At 62.4% G+C, this 18,959-nt stretch carries 21 protein-coding genes, 1 tRNA gene and 1 riboswitch; of the genes, 11 read left to right on the plus strand and 11 right to left on the minus strand.

Annotation, left to right across the window (positions count from 1 at the left end; genetic code table 11):
* Positions 1 to 15: 15 nt before the first annotated feature.
* Positions 16 to 1,125 carry a bifunctional 3,4-dihydroxy-2-butanone-4-phosphate synthase/GTP cyclohydrolase II gene (gene ribBA, locus NHH73_22155; protein ID USX25285.1) on the minus strand — a complete coding sequence of 370 codons (1,110 nt, stop codon included), beginning with the start codon at positions 1,123 to 1,125 and terminating at the stop codon, positions 16 to 18.
* A gap of 222 nt (positions 1,126 to 1,347) precedes the next feature.
* On the opposite strand from ribBA, the gene NHH73_22160 reads away from it, so the two are divergent.
* On the plus strand, positions 1,348 to 2,130 hold the full coding sequence (locus NHH73_22160; protein USX25286.1) for a transporter: 783 nt from the start codon (positions 1,348 to 1,350) through the stop codon (positions 2,128 to 2,130).
* A 9-nt stretch (positions 2,131 to 2,139) separates the two neighbouring features.
* Here the strand turns inward: NHH73_22160 and NHH73_22165 are convergent, their stop codons facing one another.
* Both NHH73_22165 and ribD read right to left on the minus strand, forming a co-directional pair.
* Entirely contained in the window at positions 2,140 to 2,778 is a 639-nt protein-coding gene (locus NHH73_22165) for a riboflavin synthase (protein ID USX25287.1), read from the minus strand.
* Between the two features lie 12 nt (positions 2,779 to 2,790).
* Positions 2,791 to 3,861 (minus strand): bifunctional diaminohydroxyphosphoribosylaminopyrimidine deaminase/5-amino-6-(5-phosphoribosylamino)uracil reductase RibD, encoded by a 1,071-nt coding sequence (gene ribD / locus NHH73_22170; GenBank protein USX29678.1) that lies wholly within the window; start codon positions 3,859 to 3,861, stop codon positions 2,791 to 2,793.
* A gap of 641 nt (positions 3,862 to 4,502) precedes the next feature.
* Between ribD and NHH73_22175 the strand changes: the two genes are divergently transcribed.
* The gene (locus NHH73_22175; protein USX25288.1) at positions 4,503 to 4,976 is read left to right on the plus strand and encodes a helix-turn-helix domain-containing protein; all 474 of its coding nucleotides are present in this window, start codon (positions 4,503 to 4,505) and stop codon (positions 4,974 to 4,976) included.
* A gap of 43 nt (positions 4,977 to 5,019) precedes the next feature.
* Here NHH73_22175 and NHH73_22180 read toward each other — a convergent pair whose 3' ends face one another.
* From NHH73_22180 to NHH73_22215, 8 genes are all read right to left on the minus strand, one after another.
* Entirely contained in the window at positions 5,020 to 5,571 is a 552-nt protein-coding gene (locus tag NHH73_22180; protein ID USX25289.1) for a GspH/FimT family protein, read from the minus strand.
* Between the two features lie 11 nt (positions 5,572 to 5,582).
* On the minus strand, positions 5,583 to 6,038 hold the full coding sequence (locus NHH73_22185; GenBank protein USX25290.1) for a prepilin-type N-terminal cleavage/methylation domain-containing protein: 456 nt from the start codon (positions 6,036 to 6,038) through the stop codon (positions 5,583 to 5,585).
* Positions 6,035 to 8,155 carry a PilC/PilY family type IV pilus protein gene (locus NHH73_22190; protein ID USX25291.1) on the minus strand — a complete coding sequence of 707 codons (2,121 nt, stop codon included), beginning with the start codon at positions 8,153 to 8,155 and terminating at the stop codon, positions 6,035 to 6,037. Before NHH73_22190 ends, NHH73_22185 begins: the two co-directional genes overlap by 4 nt.
* Positions 8,156 to 8,197: 42 nt before the next feature.
* Complete coding sequence (locus NHH73_22195; protein ID USX25292.1) at positions 8,198 to 8,731, minus strand: pilus assembly protein; 534 nt, start codon at positions 8,729 to 8,731, stop codon at positions 8,198 to 8,200.
* 1 nt (position 8,732) lies between these two features.
* Positions 8,733 to 9,683: a PilW family protein gene (locus NHH73_22200; protein ID USX25293.1), complete on the minus strand. Its 951-nt coding sequence runs from the start codon at positions 9,681 to 9,683 to the stop codon at positions 8,733 to 8,735.
* Complete coding sequence (gene pilV / locus NHH73_22205; protein ID USX25294.1) at positions 9,680 to 10,243, minus strand: type IV pilus modification protein PilV; 564 nt, start codon at positions 10,241 to 10,243, stop codon at positions 9,680 to 9,682. Before pilV ends, NHH73_22200 begins: the two co-directional genes overlap by 4 nt.
* A 113-nt stretch (positions 10,244 to 10,356) precedes the next feature.
* Complete coding sequence (gene nrdR / locus NHH73_22210) at positions 10,357 to 10,827, minus strand: transcriptional regulator NrdR (GenBank protein USX29679.1); 471 nt, start codon at positions 10,825 to 10,827, stop codon at positions 10,357 to 10,359.
* An 80-nt stretch (positions 10,828 to 10,907) separates the two neighbouring features.
* Positions 10,908 to 12,155 (minus strand): serine hydroxymethyltransferase, encoded by a 1,248-nt coding sequence (locus NHH73_22215; protein USX25295.1) that lies wholly within the window; start codon positions 12,153 to 12,155, stop codon positions 10,908 to 10,910.
* A 99-nt stretch (positions 12,156 to 12,254) separates the two neighbouring features.
* Positions 12,255 to 12,378, minus strand: a riboswitch (ZMP/ZTP riboswitch).
* A gap of 162 nt (positions 12,379 to 12,540) precedes the next feature.
* Between NHH73_22215 and NHH73_22220 the strand changes: the two genes are divergently transcribed.
* The 9 genes from NHH73_22220 to NHH73_22260 all read left to right on the plus strand — a co-directional run bounded on the left by NHH73_22220 (position 12,541) and on the right by NHH73_22260 (position 18,958).
* Positions 12,541 to 13,290, plus strand: a complete 750-nt coding sequence (locus NHH73_22220) for an SDR family oxidoreductase (GenBank protein ID USX25296.1) — start codon at positions 12,541 to 12,543, stop codon at positions 13,288 to 13,290.
* A 276-nt stretch (positions 13,291 to 13,566) separates the two neighbouring features.
* Entirely contained in the window at positions 13,567 to 13,989 is a 423-nt protein-coding gene (ybgC, locus tag NHH73_22225; protein USX25297.1) for a tol-pal system-associated acyl-CoA thioesterase, read from the plus strand.
* Positions 13,990 to 14,004: 15 nt separating this feature from the next.
* Positions 14,005 to 14,697, plus strand: a complete 693-nt coding sequence (gene tolQ / locus NHH73_22230) for a protein TolQ (GenBank protein ID USX25298.1) — start codon at positions 14,005 to 14,007, stop codon at positions 14,695 to 14,697.
* A gap of 15 nt (positions 14,698 to 14,712) precedes the next feature.
* Complete coding sequence (locus tag NHH73_22235; protein ID USX25299.1) at positions 14,713 to 15,150, plus strand: ExbD/TolR family protein; 438 nt, start codon at positions 14,713 to 14,715, stop codon at positions 15,148 to 15,150.
* 12 nt (positions 15,151 to 15,162) lie between these two features.
* A complete protein-coding gene (gene tolA / locus NHH73_22240) occupies positions 15,163 to 16,128 on the plus strand; it encodes a cell envelope integrity protein TolA (protein ID USX25300.1) in 966 nt (321 codons plus the stop codon).
* Between the two features lies 1 nt (position 16,129).
* Positions 16,130 to 17,395 carry a Tol-Pal system beta propeller repeat protein TolB gene (gene tolB, locus NHH73_22245; GenBank protein USX25301.1) on the plus strand — a complete coding sequence of 422 codons (1,266 nt, stop codon included), beginning with the start codon at positions 16,130 to 16,132 and terminating at the stop codon, positions 17,393 to 17,395.
* A 36-nt stretch (positions 17,396 to 17,431) separates the two neighbouring features.
* Positions 17,432 to 17,962: a peptidoglycan-associated lipoprotein Pal gene (pal, locus tag NHH73_22250; GenBank protein USX25302.1), complete on the plus strand. Its 531-nt coding sequence runs from the start codon at positions 17,432 to 17,434 to the stop codon at positions 17,960 to 17,962.
* A gap of 107 nt (positions 17,963 to 18,069) precedes the next feature.
* The gene (ybgF, locus tag NHH73_22255) at positions 18,070 to 18,825 is read left to right on the plus strand and encodes a tol-pal system protein YbgF (protein ID USX25303.1); all 756 of its coding nucleotides are present in this window, start codon (positions 18,070 to 18,072) and stop codon (positions 18,823 to 18,825) included.
* 57 nt (positions 18,826 to 18,882) lie between these two features.
* A tRNA-Lys gene (locus tag NHH73_22260) sits at positions 18,883 to 18,958 on the plus strand.
* Position 18,959: the final 1 nt, after the last annotated feature.

Raw genomic sequence — 18,959 nt, forward strand, 5'->3', positions numbered from 1 at the left:
TTAATATGTGTGTTGTTAGTGTGGTTTGGCCAGGTAGCCGGTCACTTCCAGATCGAAGCCTGTCATCGACGGCATCTTGCGCGGGCTGGCCAGCAGCTGCATCTTGCACACGCCGACTTCCTTCAAGATTTGCGCGCCGATGCCGTAGCTGCGCAGGTCCATGCTGGCCGCGCGGCCTTTCGGTTTCGTCTCGGGCTTGTCGAGCGCCTGGAACTGGGAGAAGAACTGCTCGGCCGTCTCCTCGCAATTGAGCAGCACGATCACGCCGCTATCGGCGGCCTGGACCGCCGCCAGCGACGACGACAGGTTCCACGAGTGGGTGGTCGCCTCCGACTCGAGGATGTCGAGGATGGAGACCGGCTGGTGCACGCGCACCAGGGTTTCTTTGTTCTTTTCGATCTGGCCGTGGATCAGCGCCAAGTGGGCCGAGCCGCTCGGCTTGTCGCGGTAGGCGATCATGCGGAACTCGCCCTGCGCCGTCTTCAGCTGGCGCTCGCCGATCTGCTCGACCAGCGACTCGTTGCGGCTGCGATAGTGGATCAGGTCGGCGATGGTGCCGATCTTCAAGTTGTGTTCCTTGGCAAATTCCATCAGGTCCGGCAGACGCGCCATCGTGCCGTCGTCCTTCATGATCTCGCAGATCACCGAGGCCGGGGTCAGGCCCGCCATCGCGGTCAGGTCGCAACCGGCTTCGGTATGGCCGGCGCGCATCAGCACGCCGCCCTTTTGCGCCTTCAGCGGGAAGATGTGGCCCGGCTGGACGATATCGGTCGGCTGCGTATCCTTGGCCACGGCCACCTGGATGGTCTTGGCGCGGTCGGCGGCCGAGATACCGGTGGTCACGCCCTCCGCCGCCTCGATCGAGACGGTAAAGTTGGTGCCGAAGGCGGTACCGTTACGGGTCGACATCATCGACAGGTTCAACTGGTCGCAGCGCTCTTCGGTCAGGGTCAGGCAGACCAGGCCGCGCGCGTGCTTGACCATGAAATTGATGGCTTCCGGCGTGACGAAATCCGCCGCGAGCACCAGGTCACCTTCGTTTTCCCGGTCTTCTTCATCGACCAGGATCACCATGCGGCCAGCGCGCAATTCGGCGACGATTTCTTCGGTGCTGGAAATTGACATTTTTAATCCTTGGGAACTATGCGAGAACAGGCCGCTATTTTAAAGGATTTACGCCTTCCCTACCGTAAACAGCCGCTTTTATCCGGCAAAAGACGGACTTTCCGGCCCGCGCTCTTTGTTTATTGCAAACATTACCGACTGGTAAGGCGCGCGGCATGCTTAAGGGCGAAGCGGCGGGTACAATCGGGGCCGGAATCAAAACGACAACCAGGAGAATTTTGGATGACGCGACAAACCTCGGAGCCGGCCGCAAAACTGCTGATTGCGCTGGCAATGGGAGCGCTGGCAGTGCCGGCGATTGCGCAGGATGGGCCGCCCATCACGCCCTATCGCCCCTCGGTCTCGAGCCCGGCACAATTGCCCGCGCCCGGCCAGCTGGAATTCGAGCTCGGCGGCCTGAGCACTAAAACGGACGACGACCGGCGTGCGAGTTTGCCGTACACCTTCAAGCTGGGGTTCAACGAGCAATGGGGCGTGGTGGTCGGCGGTGAAGCCTATGTCTCGGCGCGCACGGACGGCGAGCCCCGCCAGCGCGGCGTCGGCGATACGACCTTGGAGCTCAAGCGCGCCTTCCTCATCGACGATCACACGGCGTTCGGCCTGGAGCTGGGCGTGAAATTGCCGACCGCCAAAGACAGCATCGGCAGCGGCCGCAGCGATGTCGTCCTCAACGGCATCTACAGCCAGGACATGGGCATCGTCCACATGGACGCCAATCTGAACGCGACACGGCTGGGCGCCGACGAGGCCGGCAGCGGACGGATTCAAAAAGGCTGGTCGGCCTCGTTCTCCGCGCCCGTGTCGGAAAAATGGGGCGTGACCACGGAACTGTCGGGCACGCACCGCCGCGGCCAGGGCAATACCGCCCAGCTGCTGGTGGCCGCCACCTACAGCCCGACCAAGCGCCTGACCATCGACTGGGGTGTCGCCCGGGGACTCACCCCGGCCTCGCCTGACTGGTCGCTGTTCAGCGGGATCGTGCTGCCATTGGCCAAGTTCTGGTAAGACTGCCGCTTAAGGCATGGTCGCCGCGCCGATCGAGACCATGCGCTCGACATAGCGGGCGATCAGGTCGATTTCCAGGTTGACCTGCTTGCCGACGCTCAGGTGTTTGAGGGTCGTTACAGCGATGGTGTGGGGAATCAGGTTGATCGAGAACTGGCACACCAGATCGGCGCCGGTGCCGATGTCGGTCACGCGGTTGACGGTCAGTGACACGCCGTTGACCACGATCGAACCCTTGAATGCCAAAAACTTGGCCAGATGGTGCGGGGCTTCGACAACCAATTCCCACGACTCGCCCACCGCCTCGAACTTGCGCACCACGCCCAGGCCGTCGACGTGACCGGTGACCAGATGGCCGCCGAGGCGCTCGCTCAGGGTCACGGCCTTTTCCAGGTTCACTTCGGTCAGGGTATCGAGGCCGACGGTGCAATTGAGGCTCTCGCGCGAGACGTCGACGCTGAAGTTGGTGTCGGTCTTTTCGATCACGGTCATGCAGGCGCCGTTGAGGGCGATCGAATCGCCCAGCGCGACATCGGCCAGCGGCAAGCCGCCAGCGTTGACGTCCAGGCGCACGCCCGCATACGAGCCGCCTTCCAAAGGTTGGACCGATTCAATTTTGCCGACAGCGGCGACGATTCCAGTAAACATGTGAGTGCAATCTTAAAGATGGGTGAATCGTGCAAGGATACGCAAATCTTCGCCGATCTGCTTAACCTCGTGAAATTTTAGGCGCTGCTGCAGCGACAGGTCGGTCAGCGCCGGCAGCGCGAACATGCCCTGCGCGTCGCCGATCAGGCTCGGCGCCAGGTACAGCAGCAGCTCGTCGACGCAGCCCTCGCGGATCAGCGAACCATTGAGCTTGCCGCCGGCCTCGACGTGCAATTCATTGATCTGCCGGCGGCCCAGCTCGCGCATCAGTTCCGGCAGGTCCACCTTGCCGGCCGCGTTGGGCAGCATGATGACGTCGGCGCCGACGGCGCGCAAGGCCGCCTCCTTCTCCGGATTGGGGACCGCCGCCACGATCCAGGTGCCGCCGCCCTCCAGTATCTTGGCGGACGGGCTGATATCGAGCTTGCTGTCGACCACGATGCGGCGCGGCTGGCGCGGCGTCTCGACCGCCCGCACCGTCAGCTGCGGATCGTCGGCCTTGACGGTGCCGATGCCGGTCAGGATGGCGCAGGCGCGCGCGCGCCACGCGTGGCCGTCGGCGCGCGCCTCGGGCCCGGTGATCCATTGGCTCACGCCGTTGCGCAGCGCCGTCATGCCGTCCAGGCTCGCGGCGCTCTTCATGCGCACCCACGGCAGGCCGCGCGTCATGCGCGAGAAAAAGCCGATGTTCAATTCATACGCTTGCTCGGCCAGCAGGCCGGTGCTGGTCTCGATGCCGGCGGCGCGCAGCTTGGCCAGCCCCTGCCCCGCGACCAGTGGATTCGGGTCTTCCATCGCCGCCACCACGCGGCCGAGGCCGGCGCGCACCAACGCGTCCGAGCATGGCGGCGTGCGGCCGAAGTGATTGCACGGCTCCAGGGTGACATAGGCGGTGGCGCCGCGCACGTCGTGGCCGCGTGCCTGCGCATCCTTGATCGCCTGGATTTCCGCATGGTCGCCGCCGGCTTGCTGCGTTACCCCGGCGCCGATGACTTGCCCGTCGCGCACGATCACGCAGCCGATGTGCGGATTGGGCGACGTCGTGTACAGCCCCTTCGCGGCCCATTCCAGGGCCAGGGTCATGCCTTCGAGATCGTTGCTGATGTTCACATTGTCCTTAGTCGTTGACGCCGCCCGCGACAATTGCCGGCTGCGCCATTATAAGCAAACGGAAATCCTGGTGCCTCAATGACCACAGACTGCCGAGATCTAGCAAATAGCTCCAACGATCCTCGGCAGGTTTAAATTTGTCGAGAAAAGTCAGGGCGTTCGTCCGAAATTTAGCCAGTATAGATGTATTGTTGTGCGCCTCGCTCGCCCCCCCCCGGCAGGCGGCAACTGTCTATAGATAACTCGATTGCTTTTAACGGTCCCATGACCTATATTTTGTATAGGCTTCCGATGAGTACGAAAAGAACAAGACTATCGCAACAGCAACTTGAAGCGCTGATCAGAGCTGAGTCCCTAGACTCGTCGAAGGTTAGCTTCACGTTGCATGCTCAAAAACAAATGGCGGCTCGCAAAATCACGCACGCGTGTGTGTTGTCGACACTACGGAACGGAAGAATCAGAAGGCGCCCGGAGCCAAATCCGGCTAGGGGATCGCTTGAGTGCCGTATGGAATATTTCTGCATCGGACGCAACGTAGCAGCGATAGTTGCAGTGAGCGACGATGATCCAGACTTGGTTCTCGTAACGGCGATGTACACTTAGGAGAAAATATTATGTACCACTTTACCGATGGTGGACTGCGCAATGTGTGGCTCAAAAATGGCTATGTTGAAAAAAACACTCCATACGGGAAGGCGGTGTCGTTCCACGATCTCCCAGGCTTAACAAAGACGATCTGCAATGCACTTATAAAGAAGCCTGGGAAGCTGAACAGCGCGGAATTTCGTTATATTCGGAACGCCATGGAGTTATCTCAACGCTCACTTGGCAAGCTACTCGGCTGTTCAGAGCAAGCGGTCGCCAAATGGGAAAAGCAAGGACGCATTCCGAAAGCTGAGGATTTCTTAATTAGGCGGATTTATGCCGATAAGGTGGGTGGTGACGGGAAAGTGGGAGCCGTCGTCGAGATGCTCAATGCCATCGATAGGATCTCGCATTCAAAAATTATAGTCTCCGAGGATCACGAGAAATGGACATCGCAGATAGAGATATCTGAAGACGACGCAATCCAAGTTGAACAAGCATGAAGGGAACGACATCCGAGACGACGTCGGTAAGTCATTGAGGAGTTTAATTGCCCGCCCCGTCGCAATTGGCAGTGTCTTTGACCGGGTCGCACACGCGCAGTCGGCCCAACATGTTGATTTTGATGTTGCGGGCATCGTCGCCCCGCGCCAGCGACAGCGTGCCCCAGCGCGCTGATAAGCTGTTACTGGCATTGCAACTGCGGCCCGCGCCATTGTAGGCCAAGTAGAGCGGCGTTCCGCCGGACGAGAATGCGGAGACGACCGTCATCCCCTCCGGCAGCGGTCCGTGCTGGAAGAGGCGCTGCTCACCGGCGTCCGGCCGGCGGTTGCCGTTGTCGTCGACGAACACCACCCAGCCCTTGGCCCAATCCCTGCCGCTCGGCTCCAGCGGCCCCAGCATCACCGGACCGCCGCGCGCGATCGCATGCGAGCGGGTCAGGTCGATGGCCGCGACCAGATCGTTGACGGCGGCGCGCAGTTGCTGCCGCCGCATCACGTCATGGTAAGCGGACGCGGCGGCGCCAAGCAGTATGCCTGCCAACACCAGCACGACCAGCAATTCCACCAGCGACACTCCCGCGTTATCACGCTTCATGGCAGCCCCGCTCAGCGCCAGCACTTGGCGAGCGTGCCTTTCGACAGCCGCTCGCCGATGCTGGTGAGCGTCATTTCGCGGCATTCATGGTCGCGGTAGTCGGCGTCCACCACGGCGGTGCCGGCGGTGGCGACCAGTTGCACGCATTGCTCGATCGGCTCGTCGTCGCAGGCCTTGCCTTCGATCTCGTAACCGCTGCCCGGCGCGCGGCTGCCGCTCCACCACTGAAACTGGCGCGCCTCGAAATCTGTCGAGCCGGAGGAGAATGCGATGTACGTGCCGTGCTGCGTGAAATAACGCTCCTGCTGCAACATCAATTTCAACATCATCGCCTGCGCCTCGTTGCGGCGCGTACTGATCACATGCTGCTGCCAGGCGGGCATGGCGGCTGCGGCCAGGACGGCCAGGATCACCATGACGATCAGCATTTCGATCATGCTGAAGCCGGCGTGTGCGCGGCGGCTCATTTGACAGCCTCGTGCAATTGACGCCAATTGCCCACCTCGCGCCAACTCAGGCGCCCGGCGCGCAGTTGCACCTTGACGCGGCCAACGACCACGTTTCCCTGCGGCGTGAGGTTGGTAACGGCCAACTCTTTGAGCAGGCGCGTGCTGCCGGTCGGGTCGCGCGGCGTCTTGCTCGACGTGACGGGCAACAGCGACGGCGTCGCCCTGTATGCGTCCGATACCTGCCCGACAATCGGCTGCTCCGTGGACGGCGGTGTCGGCAGCGTTGCAACGCTATCCTTGCTCAGGCCAGTGAGCACATTGAGCGCATAAGTTCGGCTGCGGGCCTTATCACACGGATCGCTGCGCGGTAGCAAAGTATTGAAAAAGACCTCGCCACCGGCCAGCACGCCGCTATCGATGCTGCGTTCTCCCGTCGTCTGCGCCTGCAAGAAATCGACATACCAGCCCATGCTGTCGAATGCGATTTTGGCGCCGCTGATGCTGAACGGCGCCGTGCCGGCATTGCCGCTCAGTACGCGCTGCGTCAACTGGCTGCGGCTGGTTACGACCGCGGCGGGATCATGCAAACTGTCGCGAATCGCGTAATAGGACTGCGGCGCGAAACTGGCCGACGTACGGTCGGCCTTTTCGATCAACTTGCCGGTCCCGAATAAAACCAGGTATCCGCCGCCATCGGCATACGCCAGCAAAGGCTGCTGGGTGATAGGCTGACGCCTGCCGCTGTCGTCGCGCGCGACAAACAGCGGTGTGCCTCCGGCGCCGGGACCGACCGCGCCCGCCCAAGGCGCGCCGCCGTCGAAATCGAAACGCCACAGGTTGCCCTGCAAGTCGCCTGCGTAGCCATAGCGAACAGCACCCGTGCGGTCGGCCACCATCACCGGCGCGTTGAGCCCGTTGGCCAGCGCCGCGTCGGAAATGGGCGTGATGAGTCGATAGTAGTTGACGTTGAGCCGCCATGCCGCGCCACGTGGCTTGTCGAGCGCCAGCAGGAACAACGCGCCCTTGCCCGCCGGGCTGGCGTTGCCGTCCGCAGCGTAGTTGTTCAAGCCGCTCGCGACAACCGCAAAATGTTTGTAGATCGGCACGCCCGCTACATCACGGGTGCGCAATTTGGCAATTTGCGGCCGTGTGGTGACATTGCCCATCAGCGCGTCGTCGCGGTCGGTAAATTCCCACAGAACACCTCCGCCGTCGGCGAAGCGCAGCGGGTCGGTAACGTCCAGCGCAAAAACGCCTTGCGCCCCGGCGCCCATCCCGGAGACCAGGACGGTCTTGCTGCTGCCATTGATCGTCGCCTCGCCAAAGCTGGCCGGCCCGTCCACGTAGGCTTGGTGCACATAGTCGGGACTGGACAGGTGGTTCAACTTGGCCATCAACGCGTTAGGCACATAGGCGAAGAGTTCGCTGCCGTCGGCGGCGTTGAAGGCATGCAGCATGCCGTCGTTGGCGCCGATGTAGATGACGTTCGGCCGCGTGCCGGACCCCGCGCCGGACGCCGGCCCGACATACACCGGCGTGCTGTTAATGGAATCGCCCAGCACGCTGCTGCGCGCGCGGAAAAGGGCGCCCTCCTGCGTGCGATCGCCGCGCAGGAAAGCCAGGCGTTGCTCGCCCAAGGCATCGGCACCGGTGGCGGGCGGCGGCGCCTGATTCAGTTGCTGCCGCTGCTCTGCCGACAAGGCGCTCCATTCAAAAGGGACCATCTCCAGCGCGCCGCCAGGCTGCACGATAGCGGTGAAGATTTTACGCGCGGCCGGGGCTGGCGATGGCGCACGCGCGCCGTCGCCCGTCAGCAGCACGCCGGCGTCCCACATCGCCGTTGGCGTCGAGGAAAATCTCGCGCCGCCGGGAGACAAAGCGTAACGGGAAAAGTGTCCACTCCAGTCGGCCATATTCATACTCGCCTGAAACAGGTCGCCGGCACTGGCGCTTGCCGGCGGCGGCGCCACGAGCAGCAGGGAGGCGCCGTCGAATTCGGCGGCACCGGCCGGCGGCGTGGCGACGCGGCATGCCGCCGTCAACGGCTCGCTGGCGATATCGAGCACGGGCGGAGCAGCGACCGCGCAAGAGGTGATCGTGATGGCGAGCACCGCCGACCTTTTCAGCATTCGCATTAACCAGCGCCGACCGTTCTTCGCAGACATACGCCCTCCTCCTCACTCCGCCTTGCGGAATACGCTTTGCAACACCACCTCGGTTGCCGGTTTCGCCCCGAAACCGATCGCCGTCACCCGATAGCAATAGCTGGGCGTGGCGGCGGCGGACGCATCTTCTCCAGGATGATGGCACTCGGTACGTTCGATCAGGTAACGCGGCTTCTTAAACGGCAGGAAGCCTTGCCCGGTCTGCATCGCCGCCCCGGTCGCCGCGCCATACGCGACCGTGCAGCCGGCATCCACCTTGCCCGACAGGTCGACCCGCTGCCACACCGGCGCTTCGCCGCAGGCCGGATCGACGACCTCGCCGCCGCCCCCCTGGATGTCACGTTCCGCATCCGCCAACGCATCCTCCGCCGCCTGAAACGCCACTTCCCGATCGCGCTCGCCACGCGCGGCCTTCTCGCCCTGCAAACTCAGCTGCGCCGCCGACACGCCCAGCAGCATCACCAATATCAGCATGAGCAGGCACACCAGCAACGCCACGCCGCGCTCTTGCCGCAGCGAGGCGCCACCCCTTAAGCGCGCCCTCATATCAACCGCTCCTGTTGCGCAGCGCGACCGTCATTCCGAACACCCGCCGCGCTCGCCATCGCTGCGATTCGGGAAATAGTCGCTCCGTAATCCGCACGCCCTGGTCGTCGCCGTGGCCATCGGAATAAGCCGGCCCGAACAGGTCGAAGCGGCGCACCACGGTATCGGCCCGCGTGTTGTTATCGCCGTGCAAAAGCAACGCGAGCTTCACGCTGCAGACGCGCTTCCAGTTGGTCTTGCGGTGCAGATCGCGCTGGAGTTCCTCGGGCGTGGCGCCGACCAGCACCAGCGCCGCGTCCATGCCGTTGATCGCGGTCGCATTGACGAAGGTATTGGGAATGCCATCGGCAGGCTCGTCGCTATCGAGGCCGTACAGCACCTGAAAAGAATCGACGCCGCGCACGATGGCGTCCGCGCCCCAGCCCGCCGCGCTGCGATATTTGCAGCGCAATTCCGGCTCGCCGCCGGCATCGGCGGCGACATAAAAGATGCTCCAGCCTCGCTCGATCACGGCCGACGGCGCGCCGACGCCGAAGCCAGCACAGTTAAGGCTGGAGCCGTCGCCGTTCGCGCCGTCGCCATAGCCCGAGAAGCGCAACGCCAGCACGTCGCTGCCGTTGGCCGCGTCCGGCGCCACGCCGGACATACCGTCGCTGGCCTTGCTGATGCTGCTGGCGTCAAGACCGGCGATGGCGGCCGGCTCGTGCGCGGCAAGCTCGGCCGGCGCCTCCTTGCTGTCCCAGTTGACATACGCGCCCTGCCGTATCGCCTGCGACATAATCTCCAGCGCATAGCGGCCGCCGTCATTGATCCACATGTTCTCGCTGTGATTGCGGTAGCTGCCGCTAGTCGCCAGCAACAATCCACTGGCCAGCAAGGTCAGCACCAGGCCCAGACCGGTGGCAATGACGAGCTCGATGATGGTCCAGCCCTGCTGGCGCGCCCGCATCATGGCGCCCCCACGGTCAACGCCACGCCGGGCACGTACTCGCCGGCCTCGTCCTTGCGCGGCGTGCCGTCGGGGTTCTTGCCGCGCCAACCGACCTTGATCACCAAAGGCGCGCCGGCGCCACCGCTGCACGCCCAGCGCAGCTTGCCGCCCGACCACAAGCCGGCGTCGCGGCAGACCACGGCGCGGCCCGCCGGCAAGTTCTCGCGCATCAGCGCCTTCATTTCATACAGATCGAACGCGGCCAGCTGGACGCCGCCGCAATCGCCGCCATAGCACAGCGCGGACGGCGCCGGCGGGTCGGGCTCGGCCAGCACATCGTAATCGAGGGTGAGATACAGGTTGGCGCCATCGGCCAGCCGCATATGTTCGGCATTGGCGCGCATGCGTTCGGCCATGCCGACGGCCAGCCACGAAGCCTGTGCCAGCAAGGTCGACTGGTGACGGGCGCGCAGCGCCGCCAGTTGCATCGACACGCCACCGACGATGCCCAGCGCCAGCACGAGCACGGCGATCATCACTTCGACCAGGGTAAAGCCGGCAACAGCACGGGCCGTGAGCATGCAACACCTCCGCAAGTCGACAGGGACAGTCAGCGACTGTCGGGGACTAGCTAGACGGTAGCAGCGGCCAATGGCCGAGGTATGAGGTGGATCAACTGTGCGCTAGCAGGATGCTAGCTTTTGCGCGGCTTGCGGTCCTGTCCGACTTCGGCGATGGCGTCCTGGAACTCGGCCAGGTCTTCGAAGTTTTTATAAACCGATGCGAAGCGGATATACGCAATCTTGTCGAGGCGCTGCAGCTCCTGCATCACCAGCTCGCCGATGTAGCCGGTGTCGACTTCGCGCTTGCCGCTGGTGAGCAATTTTTCCTCGATCGACAACACGGCCGCGTCGACGGCGGGCGCCGCGACCGGACGCTTGCGCAGGGCCAAGGTCAGGCTGCCGCGCAACTTGGCGGCCGAATATTCGGTGCGGCTGCCGTTCTTTTTGACCACATACGGCATGACCAGCTCGATGCGCTCATACGTGGTAAATCGTTTATCGCATTTGCCGCAACGCCGGCGCCGGCGGATGGAATCCCCTTCCTCGGATACACGCGTATCGAGAACCTGGGTATCGTCATGCTGGCAGAACGGACATTTCATATGAGCCATGGGCAAACTTACATTGAACTACTTAACGGGACGCCAGCCAGGCCGGCGCCCCGCCTTACTACTGAAGCAAATTACTTGGCGTAGACCGGATATTTATCGGCCAGCACCTTCACCGCCGCTTTGACGCGCTCGATGGTGGCGGCGTCGTGCGGGTTGTCCAGCACGTCGGCGATCAGGTGGCCGACTTCTTCCGCTTCGGCTTCTTTGAAACCCCGCGTGGTCATCGCCGGGCTGCCCAGGCGAATGCCGGAAGTCACGAATGGCTTCTGCGGATCGTTCGGGATGCCGTTCTTGTTGGTGGTGATGTGCGCGGTACCCAGGATCGCTTCGGCTTCCTTGCCGGTCAGGTTCTTCGGACGCAAGTCCACCAGCATCACGTGCGACTCGGTGCCGCCGGACACGATGCGCAGGCCGCGCTTGATCAGGGTCTTGGCCAGCACGTCGGCGTTGATGACGACTTGTTGCTGGTAAGCCTTGAATTCTGGCGTGAGCGCTTCCTTGAAGGCGACGGCCTTGCCGGCGATCACGTGCATCAGCGGGCCACCCTGGATGCCAGGGAAGATGGCCGAGTTGATGATCTTCTCGTGCTCGGCCTTCATCAGGATGATGCCGCCGCGCGGGCCGCGCAGCGATTTGTGCGTGGTCGAGGTGACGAAGTCGGCGTGCGGCACCGGGTTCGGGTACAGGCCGGCGGCGATCAGGCCGGCGTAGTGGGCCATGTCGACCATGAAGTAGGCGCCAACGGCCTTGGCCACGGCGGCGAAACGCTCGAAATCGATTTTCTTGGAGAAGGCCGAAGCGCCGGCGATGATCAGCTTAGGCTTGTGTTCCTTGGCCAGCGCTTCCATGGCGGCGTAGTCGATGTCCTCTTCCGGGGTCAGGCCGTAGGACACGACGTTGAACCACTTGCCGGACATGTTGAGCGGCATGCCGTGGGTCAGGTGGCCGCCTTCGGCCAGCGACATGCCCATGATGGTGTCGCCCGGTTTCAGGACGGCGAAGAACACGCCCTGGTTCGCCTGCGAGCCCGAGTTCGGCTGCACGTTGGCCGCTTCCGCGCCGAACAGTTGCTTGACGCGGTCGATCGCCAGTTGCTCGACGACGTCGACGTATTCGCAGCCACCGTAATAGCGCTTGCCTGGATAGCCTTCGGCATATTTATTGGTCAGCTGCGAGCCTTGCGCTTCCATCACGGCCGGCGAGGTGTAGTTCTCCGACGCGATCAGCTCGATGTGGTCGTGCTGGCGGGTATTTTCTTTTTGGATGGCGCCGAACAATTCCGGGTCAACGCTGGCGAGGGTGTGATCTTTTGCGAACATGAAAAACTCCAATCGAATGAGTAACTGTAGTACTTGGCAGGCTGGATCGAATGAGGGACGCCGATAGCGGACAGGCAGCCTCTTTCGTGCTTTCCATCGATGGGCTGCCCAGGCGAACGGCTAATGAAATCTCACGTTTCCCGGTGGATGCCCACCTTTCGCCGACGGATCGACGCACCATTTTGGGGCCGACCGCAGCTTTTCGCCAGTTACGTGAGACGTAATGGAACCCGGATTGTAATTTATGCGCCAGATTTGAGCAAGGAAACGGCTTGCATAACTGGCAAGATTGTGCGTTTTACCGGCGGGCCTCGAGGGATACTGCCATTTCGGCTACAATTTTGTCCAGCCTTCCGCCCTCTTACCTCATCGACAAGGATAAAACATGATCGTCTTCATCACTGGCGCCACCGCCGGCTTCGGCGCCGCCATGGCCCGCACTTTCGTTCAAAACGGCCACAAAGTGCTGATCAGCGGACGCCGCGAGGACCGCCTGCAGACCTTGTCGGCCGAGCTGGGCGACGCCGTGCTGCCGGTAGTGCTGGACGTCACCGACAAGGCATCGATCAAAACCGCGCTGGACGGCCTGCCTGCCGAATGGAAGCAGATCGACGTACTGATTAACAATGCCGGCCTGGCGCTGGGCGTCACCCCGGCCCACGAATCGTCGCTGGACGACTGGGACACGATGATCGCCACTAACTGCAGCGGCCTGGTCGCCATGACCCGCGCGATCCTGCCGGACATGGTCAAGCGCGGCAGCGGCACCGTCATCAACCTCGGTTCCGTCGCCGGCGCCACGCCCTACCCGGGCGGCAACGTCTACGGCGCCACCAAGGCGTTTGTCGAACAGTTCACCTTGAACCTACGGGCGGACCTGATCGGCACCGGCGTGCGCGCCACCAATCTGGCGCCGGGCCTGTGCGGCGGCACCGAATTCTCGAACGTGCGCATGAAGGGCAACGACGAAGCCGCCGCCAAGGTGTATGAAGGCACCGTGCCGCTGACTGCAGAGGACATCGCCAACACCGCGTTCTGGATCGCGACCTTGCCGCCGCACATCAACATCAACCGCATCGAGATGATGCCGACGTGCCAGGGCTACGGTCCGCTGGCGATCAAGCGCAACCCTTAAACCCGAGGACGGAGGGGTCGTACCCCGTACGGGGTACGACCCCGGCGGTGCGTCGCCGTGCGGGTGAAAGCATGCGTCCCTGCAATTCGTAAGCGGTTGTTACAATCCTTGGCAAGTTGCCTGTAAACCGCTTAACTGTCACTAGTGCAATCTTTGCGCCCCAAGTTGAAATCCCGCACAAGTGGCGGGATGGACGTGCATTCAACCGTCCAAACTTCAACCAAAAGAACAAAATCGCGTAGAATGTTGCTCAACACAACTTGCAATCCTAACAACATGCCAGCAGAGTTCATCTGGAACGTCCGGGTCTACTACGAAGACACCGACGCCGGCGGTATCGTCTATTACGCGAACTATCTGAAGTTCTTCGAGCGCGCCCGCACCGAATGGCTGCGGCAGATCAATGTGAGCCAGCACGCTTTATTACAGGAACACGACGCTATGTTCGTCGTCAAAAGCGTCAGCGCGGAGTATCATGCGCCTGCTAAGCTTGACGACGTAATAAAATTAACATTAAGTATCGAAAAATTAGGACGCGCCTCGATCTCCTTTGTCCAGGAGGCCTGGTGCGGCGAGCAACTGCTGAACACGGCGCGGGTCAGGGTCGGCTGCGTCGATTCGACGCTGCGCCCGCGCGCGGTGCCGCCGGCGGTCGCGGACAAAATGCGCAGCACCACCAACATCACGAAAACAGACTGATCAGACTGATAAATAATGAACGTCACCCAAGACCTCTCTTTCCTGTCCCTCATCTCCAACGCCCACCTGATCGTGCAACTGATCATGGCGTTGTTGTTCATCATCTCGCTGACCAGCTGGACCTACATCTTCAGTAAATTGTTCGCGGTGCGCTCGGCGCGCCGCCTGACGATCGACTTCGAAAAAACCTTCTGGGCCGGCGGCAACCTGCACGCGCTGCACCAGAACGCCGGCAAGGACCGCGCCAACAGCGGCCCGCTGGCGCGCATCTTCGAAGCCGGCATGGGTGAGTTCATCAAAAGCAAGGCCGCCTACGCCGCCAGCCGCGATCCCGTCGACCACGGCGCCATCCTCGACGGCGCGCGCCGCGCCATGCGCGCCGCCTTCCAGCGCGAAATGGACGTGCTCGAATCGCACCTGGCCTTCCTGGCCTCGGTCGGCTCGGTGTCGCCGTACATCGGCCTGCTGGGCACCGTCTGGGGCATCATGAACGCCTTCCGCGGCCTGGCCAACGTGCAGCAAGCCACCCTGGCCGCCGTCGCGCCCGGCATCGCCGAAGCGCTGATCGCCACCGCCATCGGCCTGTTCGCGGCGATTCCAGCGGTTGTCGCCTACAACCGCTTCTCGCACGACATCGATCGGCTGGCGATCCGCTTCGAAAGTTTCGTCGAAGAGTTCTCCAATATCCTGCAACGTCAATCGCGTTAAGAAGGCAGAGAGACCATGGCTTCCTCTTTCTCCAGCAGCATGCGCGGCGGTCGCGGCCGCAAGTTCAAGTCCGAAATCAACGTCGTGCCGTACATCGACGTTATGCTCGTTTTGCTGATCATCTTCATGGTCATGCCGTCGGCCACCGACCCGAGCATCGTCGATTTGCCGAACGCTGAAAAATCGACCAAGCCGCCAAGCGACTACGTGCAGATCGTCATCAAGCCGAACGGCGCGCTGTCGATCGGCGTCAAGGGCAAAGGCGAGGACGCGCCAGAGACGGCGCCGAACCGCGACGCGCTGGTCAAGAAACTGCGCACGCTGCACGAAACGCATCCGGAATACCCGGTGCTGATCGCCGGCGACAAGGAAAGCAAGTACGACGACGTGATCCAGCTGATCTCGGAAGCGAAAAAGATGGGCATCAACCGGGTCGGCTTGTCCACCAAATAACTAGTGCAGACGATGAAACCCGCAACCGCAGGCGGTCCGTACAAGGTTCCGCGACATAACGAAGGCTGGCGCTCCGTGGTGCTGGCCGTGGCGATGCACGCGGTGCTGCTGCTGTTCCTGTGGGTCGGCGTGAGCTGGCAGAACAATGAACCGACCGAAGTGCAGGCCGAGATCTGGGACATGAAGGTGCAGGACGCCGCGCCGGCCGAGCCGACGCCCGAGCCTAAACCAGCGCCCGAACCGGAGCCGGAACCGGAGCCGGCGCCCGTCGTCAAGGCCCCGCCGCCGCCGCCGGTGGAGGCGCCGCCCGCGCCGAAGGAACCCGATATCGCCCTCGAACGGCTGAAGGCCAAGAAAAAACTCGAAGAGAAGAAGCTGGCCGAAGCCAAGGAAGCCAAGCTGAAGCAGGAAGCCGAAGAGAAGCAGGCCAAGCTGGAAGCGAAGAAGCTGGCTGACAAGAAACTCGCCGAGCAAAAGCTGAAGGAAGAAAAGCTGAAAGAGGAAAAAGAGCAAGCCGAGAAAGAGAAGAAGGAACTGGCCGAAAAAGACAAGAAAAAAGCCGCCGCCGACAAACTGGCCAAGGAAAAAGCCGAGAAAGCCGACAAGGCCGCCAAGGACAAGGCCTTCGCCGCCGAAATGAGCCGCATCACGGGCTCGGCGGCCAAGGGCTCGACCGGCACGGCCGCGCAATCGACCGGCGGCAAGGTCGACGGCGGTTATTCGGCGGCCGTCCGCGCCAAGATCAAGAGCAATCTGGCTTACGGCGGCGAAGACGACAGCCTGACAGCCACTTACCTGATCACCCAGTTGCCGTCCGGTGAAATCATCAACAAACGCAAGATCAAAGGCAGCGGTTCGCCGGCCTACGACCAAGCGATCGAGAACGCGATTGACAAGTCGTCACCACTGCCAAAGAAGAAAGATGGTACGGTAGAACGCGAACTTACAGCCGTCTTCAACCTGAAGGAAATGCATTGATATGAAAAAACTGACCCTCCTTTACGCCGGCCTGACCATTGCGGCCACCATGGGCGCGGCCCAGGCGCAGATGCGCATCGAAATTTCCGGTGTCGGCAGCAACCAGATCCCGGTCGCCGTGGCCGGTTTCGCCAACGAAGGCGTATCGCCGCAAAAAATCTCGGAAATCATCAAGGCCGACCTTGAGCGCAGCGGCGCCTTCAAAGTGATCGACGCCGGCGTCATCAGCGACGTCAACAACATCGACTACAGCGCCTGGAAATCCAAGGGCGCCGACGCGCTCGTCGTCGGCACGGTCGACGCGCTGGCCGACGGCCGCTACGACGTGCGCTACAAGCTGCTCGACACCGTCAAGCAAGCCAAGATCTCCAATTTAGACAAAGCCGTCACCGCGCAGTTCACCCGCCTGTCGGCCCACCTGATCGCCGACGACGTCTACTTCAAGCTCACCGGCATCCGTGGCGCCTTCGCCACCCGCATCTCCTACGTCAAGCAGGAAGGCCGCAACTATCAACTGCTGGTGGCCGACGCCGACGGCGAAGGCGAGCAACTGGCGCTGCGCTCGAACGAACCGATCATCTCGCCATCGTGGTCGCCGGACGGCACCAAGGTCGCCTACGTCTCGTTCGAGCAGAAAAAGCCGGTGGTCTACGTGCAAAACCTGGTCACCCGCGCCCGCACCGTGGTCGCCAACGAAAAAGGCAGCAACTCCGCCCCGTCGTGGTCGCCGGCGGGCAATAAACTGGCCGTGGCGCTGTCGAAGGACGGCCACACCCAGGTCTACACGGTCAACACCGACGGCAGCGGCCTGCGCCGCGTCTCCAACAGCAACGGCATCGACACCGAGCCGCAGTTCTCGGCCGACGGCCAGAGCATCTACTTCACCAGCGACCGCAGCGGCGGCCCGCAGATCTACCGCATGAGCGCCGACGGCGGCGAAGCCAAGCGCGTGACCTTCAGCGGCACCTACAACACCAGCCCGCGCATCTCGTCGGACGGCAAGACCCTGGCCTACATTTCGCGCCGCGACGGCAACTTCCAGCTGTACGTGCTGGACCTGGCCAGCGGCCAGGAGCAGCGCCTGTCGGACACCACCAGCGACGAATCGCCGAGCTTTGCCCCCAACGGCAAATACATCATGTACGCCACGCAAGCCGGTGGCCGCAAATCGCTGGCCGTGGTGTCCGTCGACGGACGTGTCAAGCAACGCCTGACCACGCAGGCGGGCAACATCAAGGAGCCCACCTGGGGTCCGTTCATGCAGTAAATAAATCTGGTCTTTCATTATTACTAGGAGAATCAAATGCGTAAACTCAGCAGCTTAGCTTTCGTCATCACCACCGCCGCCATCCTGTCCGCCTGCTCGACCCCGGTCAAAGTCTCGGAGCCGGCACCAGTCGTCGAGCGTCCAGCCGACAAGGCCGCGCCGTCGCAATCGGACACCCGCACCGTCGCCCCGGTTGAAACCAAATCGCTGGATCCGCTGGACGATCCAAAAGGCGTGCTGGCCAACCGTAGCATCTACTTCGACCTGGACAGCTACGTCGTGCGCGCCGACGGCAAGCCAGTGGTGGAAAACCACTCCGCTTACCTGACCAAAAACAAATCGCGTTCGATCCTGGTTCAAGGCAATACCGATGAGCGCGGCAGCTCCGAGTACAACCTGGCGCTGGGCCAGAAGCGCGCCGAAGCCGTGCGCAAAGCCATGACCACGCTGGGCGTGCCGGAATCGCAGATCGAAGCCGTCTCGCTGGGCAAAGAGAAGCCAAAAGCGACCGGTTCGAACGAAGAGGCATGGGCACAGAACCGTCGTGCTGACATCGTCTACAAGTAATCGAAAGCACTACCCTTTTGCCGGGTCACAGGCATAATACGGGGCGGCGCGCGGTATTCAACCGCGCCCTGCCCCGTTTCCATTTTGATTTGCTGAAAGCGCCCGACATGAAGAAACTCACCAAATCCGGCCTCGCCGCCGCCCTGCTGGCCGCGCTGACGTGGCTGCCGATGCAAGCCCACGCCGGCCTGTTCGACGACGACGAAGCCCGTAAAGCCCTGCTCGACCTGCGCGCCAAGGTCGAAGCGATGCGCATCGAAATGAACGCCCGACTGGACACCAAGTCCGACAAGTCCAGCGCGCTGGATCTGGTCGCGCAAAACGATAACACGATGCAGGAGCTCAACAAGCTGCGCGGCCAGATCGAAGTGCTGCAAAACGAGCTGTCGAACGCGCAAAAGCGCCAGAAGGATTTCTACGTCGACCTCGACACCCGCCTGCGCAAGCTAGAGCCGCGTGAAGTGACGGTCGACGGCAAGGCCGCCCAGGTCGATCCGAACGAGGAGAAGAACTACGGCGCGGCCATGGAACTGTTCAAGGCCGGCGACTACAAGGCGGCGGGCACGGCCCTGTCCGACTTCGTGCGCCAGTACCCCGCCTCCGTGTACACGCCCAACGCGCAATACTGGCTCGGCAACGCCTTTTATGCCCAGCGCGACTGCAAGAGCGCCATCAGCGCGCAGCTGCAAGTGCTGAAGAACTACCCGGACAGCCCGAAGGCGCCGGACGCCATGCTCAACATCGCCAGCTGCCAGACCGAGCTGAAGGACAAGGCCGCCAAGAAGACGCTGCAGGACCTGATCAAGCAATATCCGGAGTCGTCGGCCGCCGTCACGGCCAAACAGCGCCTCGGCGGAAAATAATATCCTGAGGGCATTTGACAGGTTGGGCCGATACCCCCTATAATCTCGCTTCTTCGGGGGTCGTTAGCTCAGCTGGTAGAGCAGCGGACTTTTAATCCGTTGGTCGCAGGTTCGAATCCCGCACGGCCTACCAC

The organism is Oxalobacteraceae bacterium OTU3CINTB1, assembly GCA_024123955.1.
Lineage (GTDB): Bacteria > Pseudomonadota > Gammaproteobacteria > Burkholderiales > Burkholderiaceae_D > Rugamonas.

Bases quoted from the DNA above. Each gene is read 5' to 3' on its own strand.
- ribBA (USX25285.1), bottom strand. From the start codon at position 1,125: ATGTCAATTTCCAGCACCGAAGAAATCGTCGCCGAATTGCGCGCTGGC.
- NHH73_22160 (USX25286.1), top strand. From the start codon at position 1,348: ATGACGCGACAAACCTCGGAGCCGGCCGCAAAACTGCTGATTGCGCTG.
- NHH73_22165 (USX25287.1), bottom strand. From the start codon at position 2,778: ATGTTTACTGGAATCGTCGCCGCTGTCGGCAAAATTGAATCGGTCCAA.
- ribD (USX29678.1), bottom strand. From the start codon at position 3,861: ATGACCCTGGCCCTGGAATGGGCCGCGAAGGGGCTGTACACGACGTCG.
- NHH73_22175 (USX25288.1), top strand. From the start codon at position 4,503: ATGTACCACTTTACCGATGGTGGACTGCGCAATGTGTGGCTCAAAAAT.
- NHH73_22180 (USX25289.1), bottom strand. From the start codon at position 5,571: ATGAAGCGTGATAACGCGGGAGTGTCGCTGGTGGAATTGCTGGTCGTG.
- NHH73_22185 (USX25290.1), bottom strand. From the start codon at position 6,038: ATGAGCCGCCGCGCACACGCCGGCTTCAGCATGATCGAAATGCTGATC.
- NHH73_22190 (USX25291.1), bottom strand. From the start codon at position 8,155: ATGCGAATGCTGAAAAGGTCGGCGGTGCTCGCCATCACGATCACCTCT.
- NHH73_22195 (USX25292.1), bottom strand. From the start codon at position 8,731: ATGAGGGCGCGCTTAAGGGGTGGCGCCTCGCTGCGGCAAGAGCGCGGC.
- NHH73_22200 (USX25293.1), bottom strand. From the start codon at position 9,683: ATGATGCGGGCGCGCCAGCAGGGCTGGACCATCATCGAGCTCGTCATT.
- pilV (USX25294.1), bottom strand. From the start codon at position 10,243: ATGCTCACGGCCCGTGCTGTTGCCGGCTTTACCCTGGTCGAAGTGATG.
- nrdR (USX29679.1), bottom strand. From the start codon at position 10,827: ATGAAATGTCCGTTCTGCCAGCATGACGATACCCAGGTTCTCGATACG.
- NHH73_22215 (USX25295.1), bottom strand. From the start codon at position 12,155: ATGTTCGCAAAAGATCACACCCTCGCCAGCGTTGACCCGGAATTGTTC.
- NHH73_22220 (USX25296.1), top strand. From the start codon at position 12,541: ATGATCGTCTTCATCACTGGCGCCACCGCCGGCTTCGGCGCCGCCATG.
- ybgC (USX25297.1), top strand. From the start codon at position 13,567: ATGCCAGCAGAGTTCATCTGGAACGTCCGGGTCTACTACGAAGACACC.
- tolQ (USX25298.1), top strand. From the start codon at position 14,005: ATGAACGTCACCCAAGACCTCTCTTTCCTGTCCCTCATCTCCAACGCC.
- NHH73_22235 (USX25299.1), top strand. From the start codon at position 14,713: ATGGCTTCCTCTTTCTCCAGCAGCATGCGCGGCGGTCGCGGCCGCAAG.
- tolA (USX25300.1), top strand. From the start codon at position 15,163: ATGAAACCCGCAACCGCAGGCGGTCCGTACAAGGTTCCGCGACATAAC.
- tolB (USX25301.1), top strand. From the start codon at position 16,130: ATGAAAAAACTGACCCTCCTTTACGCCGGCCTGACCATTGCGGCCACC.
- pal (USX25302.1), top strand. From the start codon at position 17,432: ATGCGTAAACTCAGCAGCTTAGCTTTCGTCATCACCACCGCCGCCATC.
- ybgF (USX25303.1), top strand. From the start codon at position 18,070: ATGAAGAAACTCACCAAATCCGGCCTCGCCGCCGCCCTGCTGGCCGCG.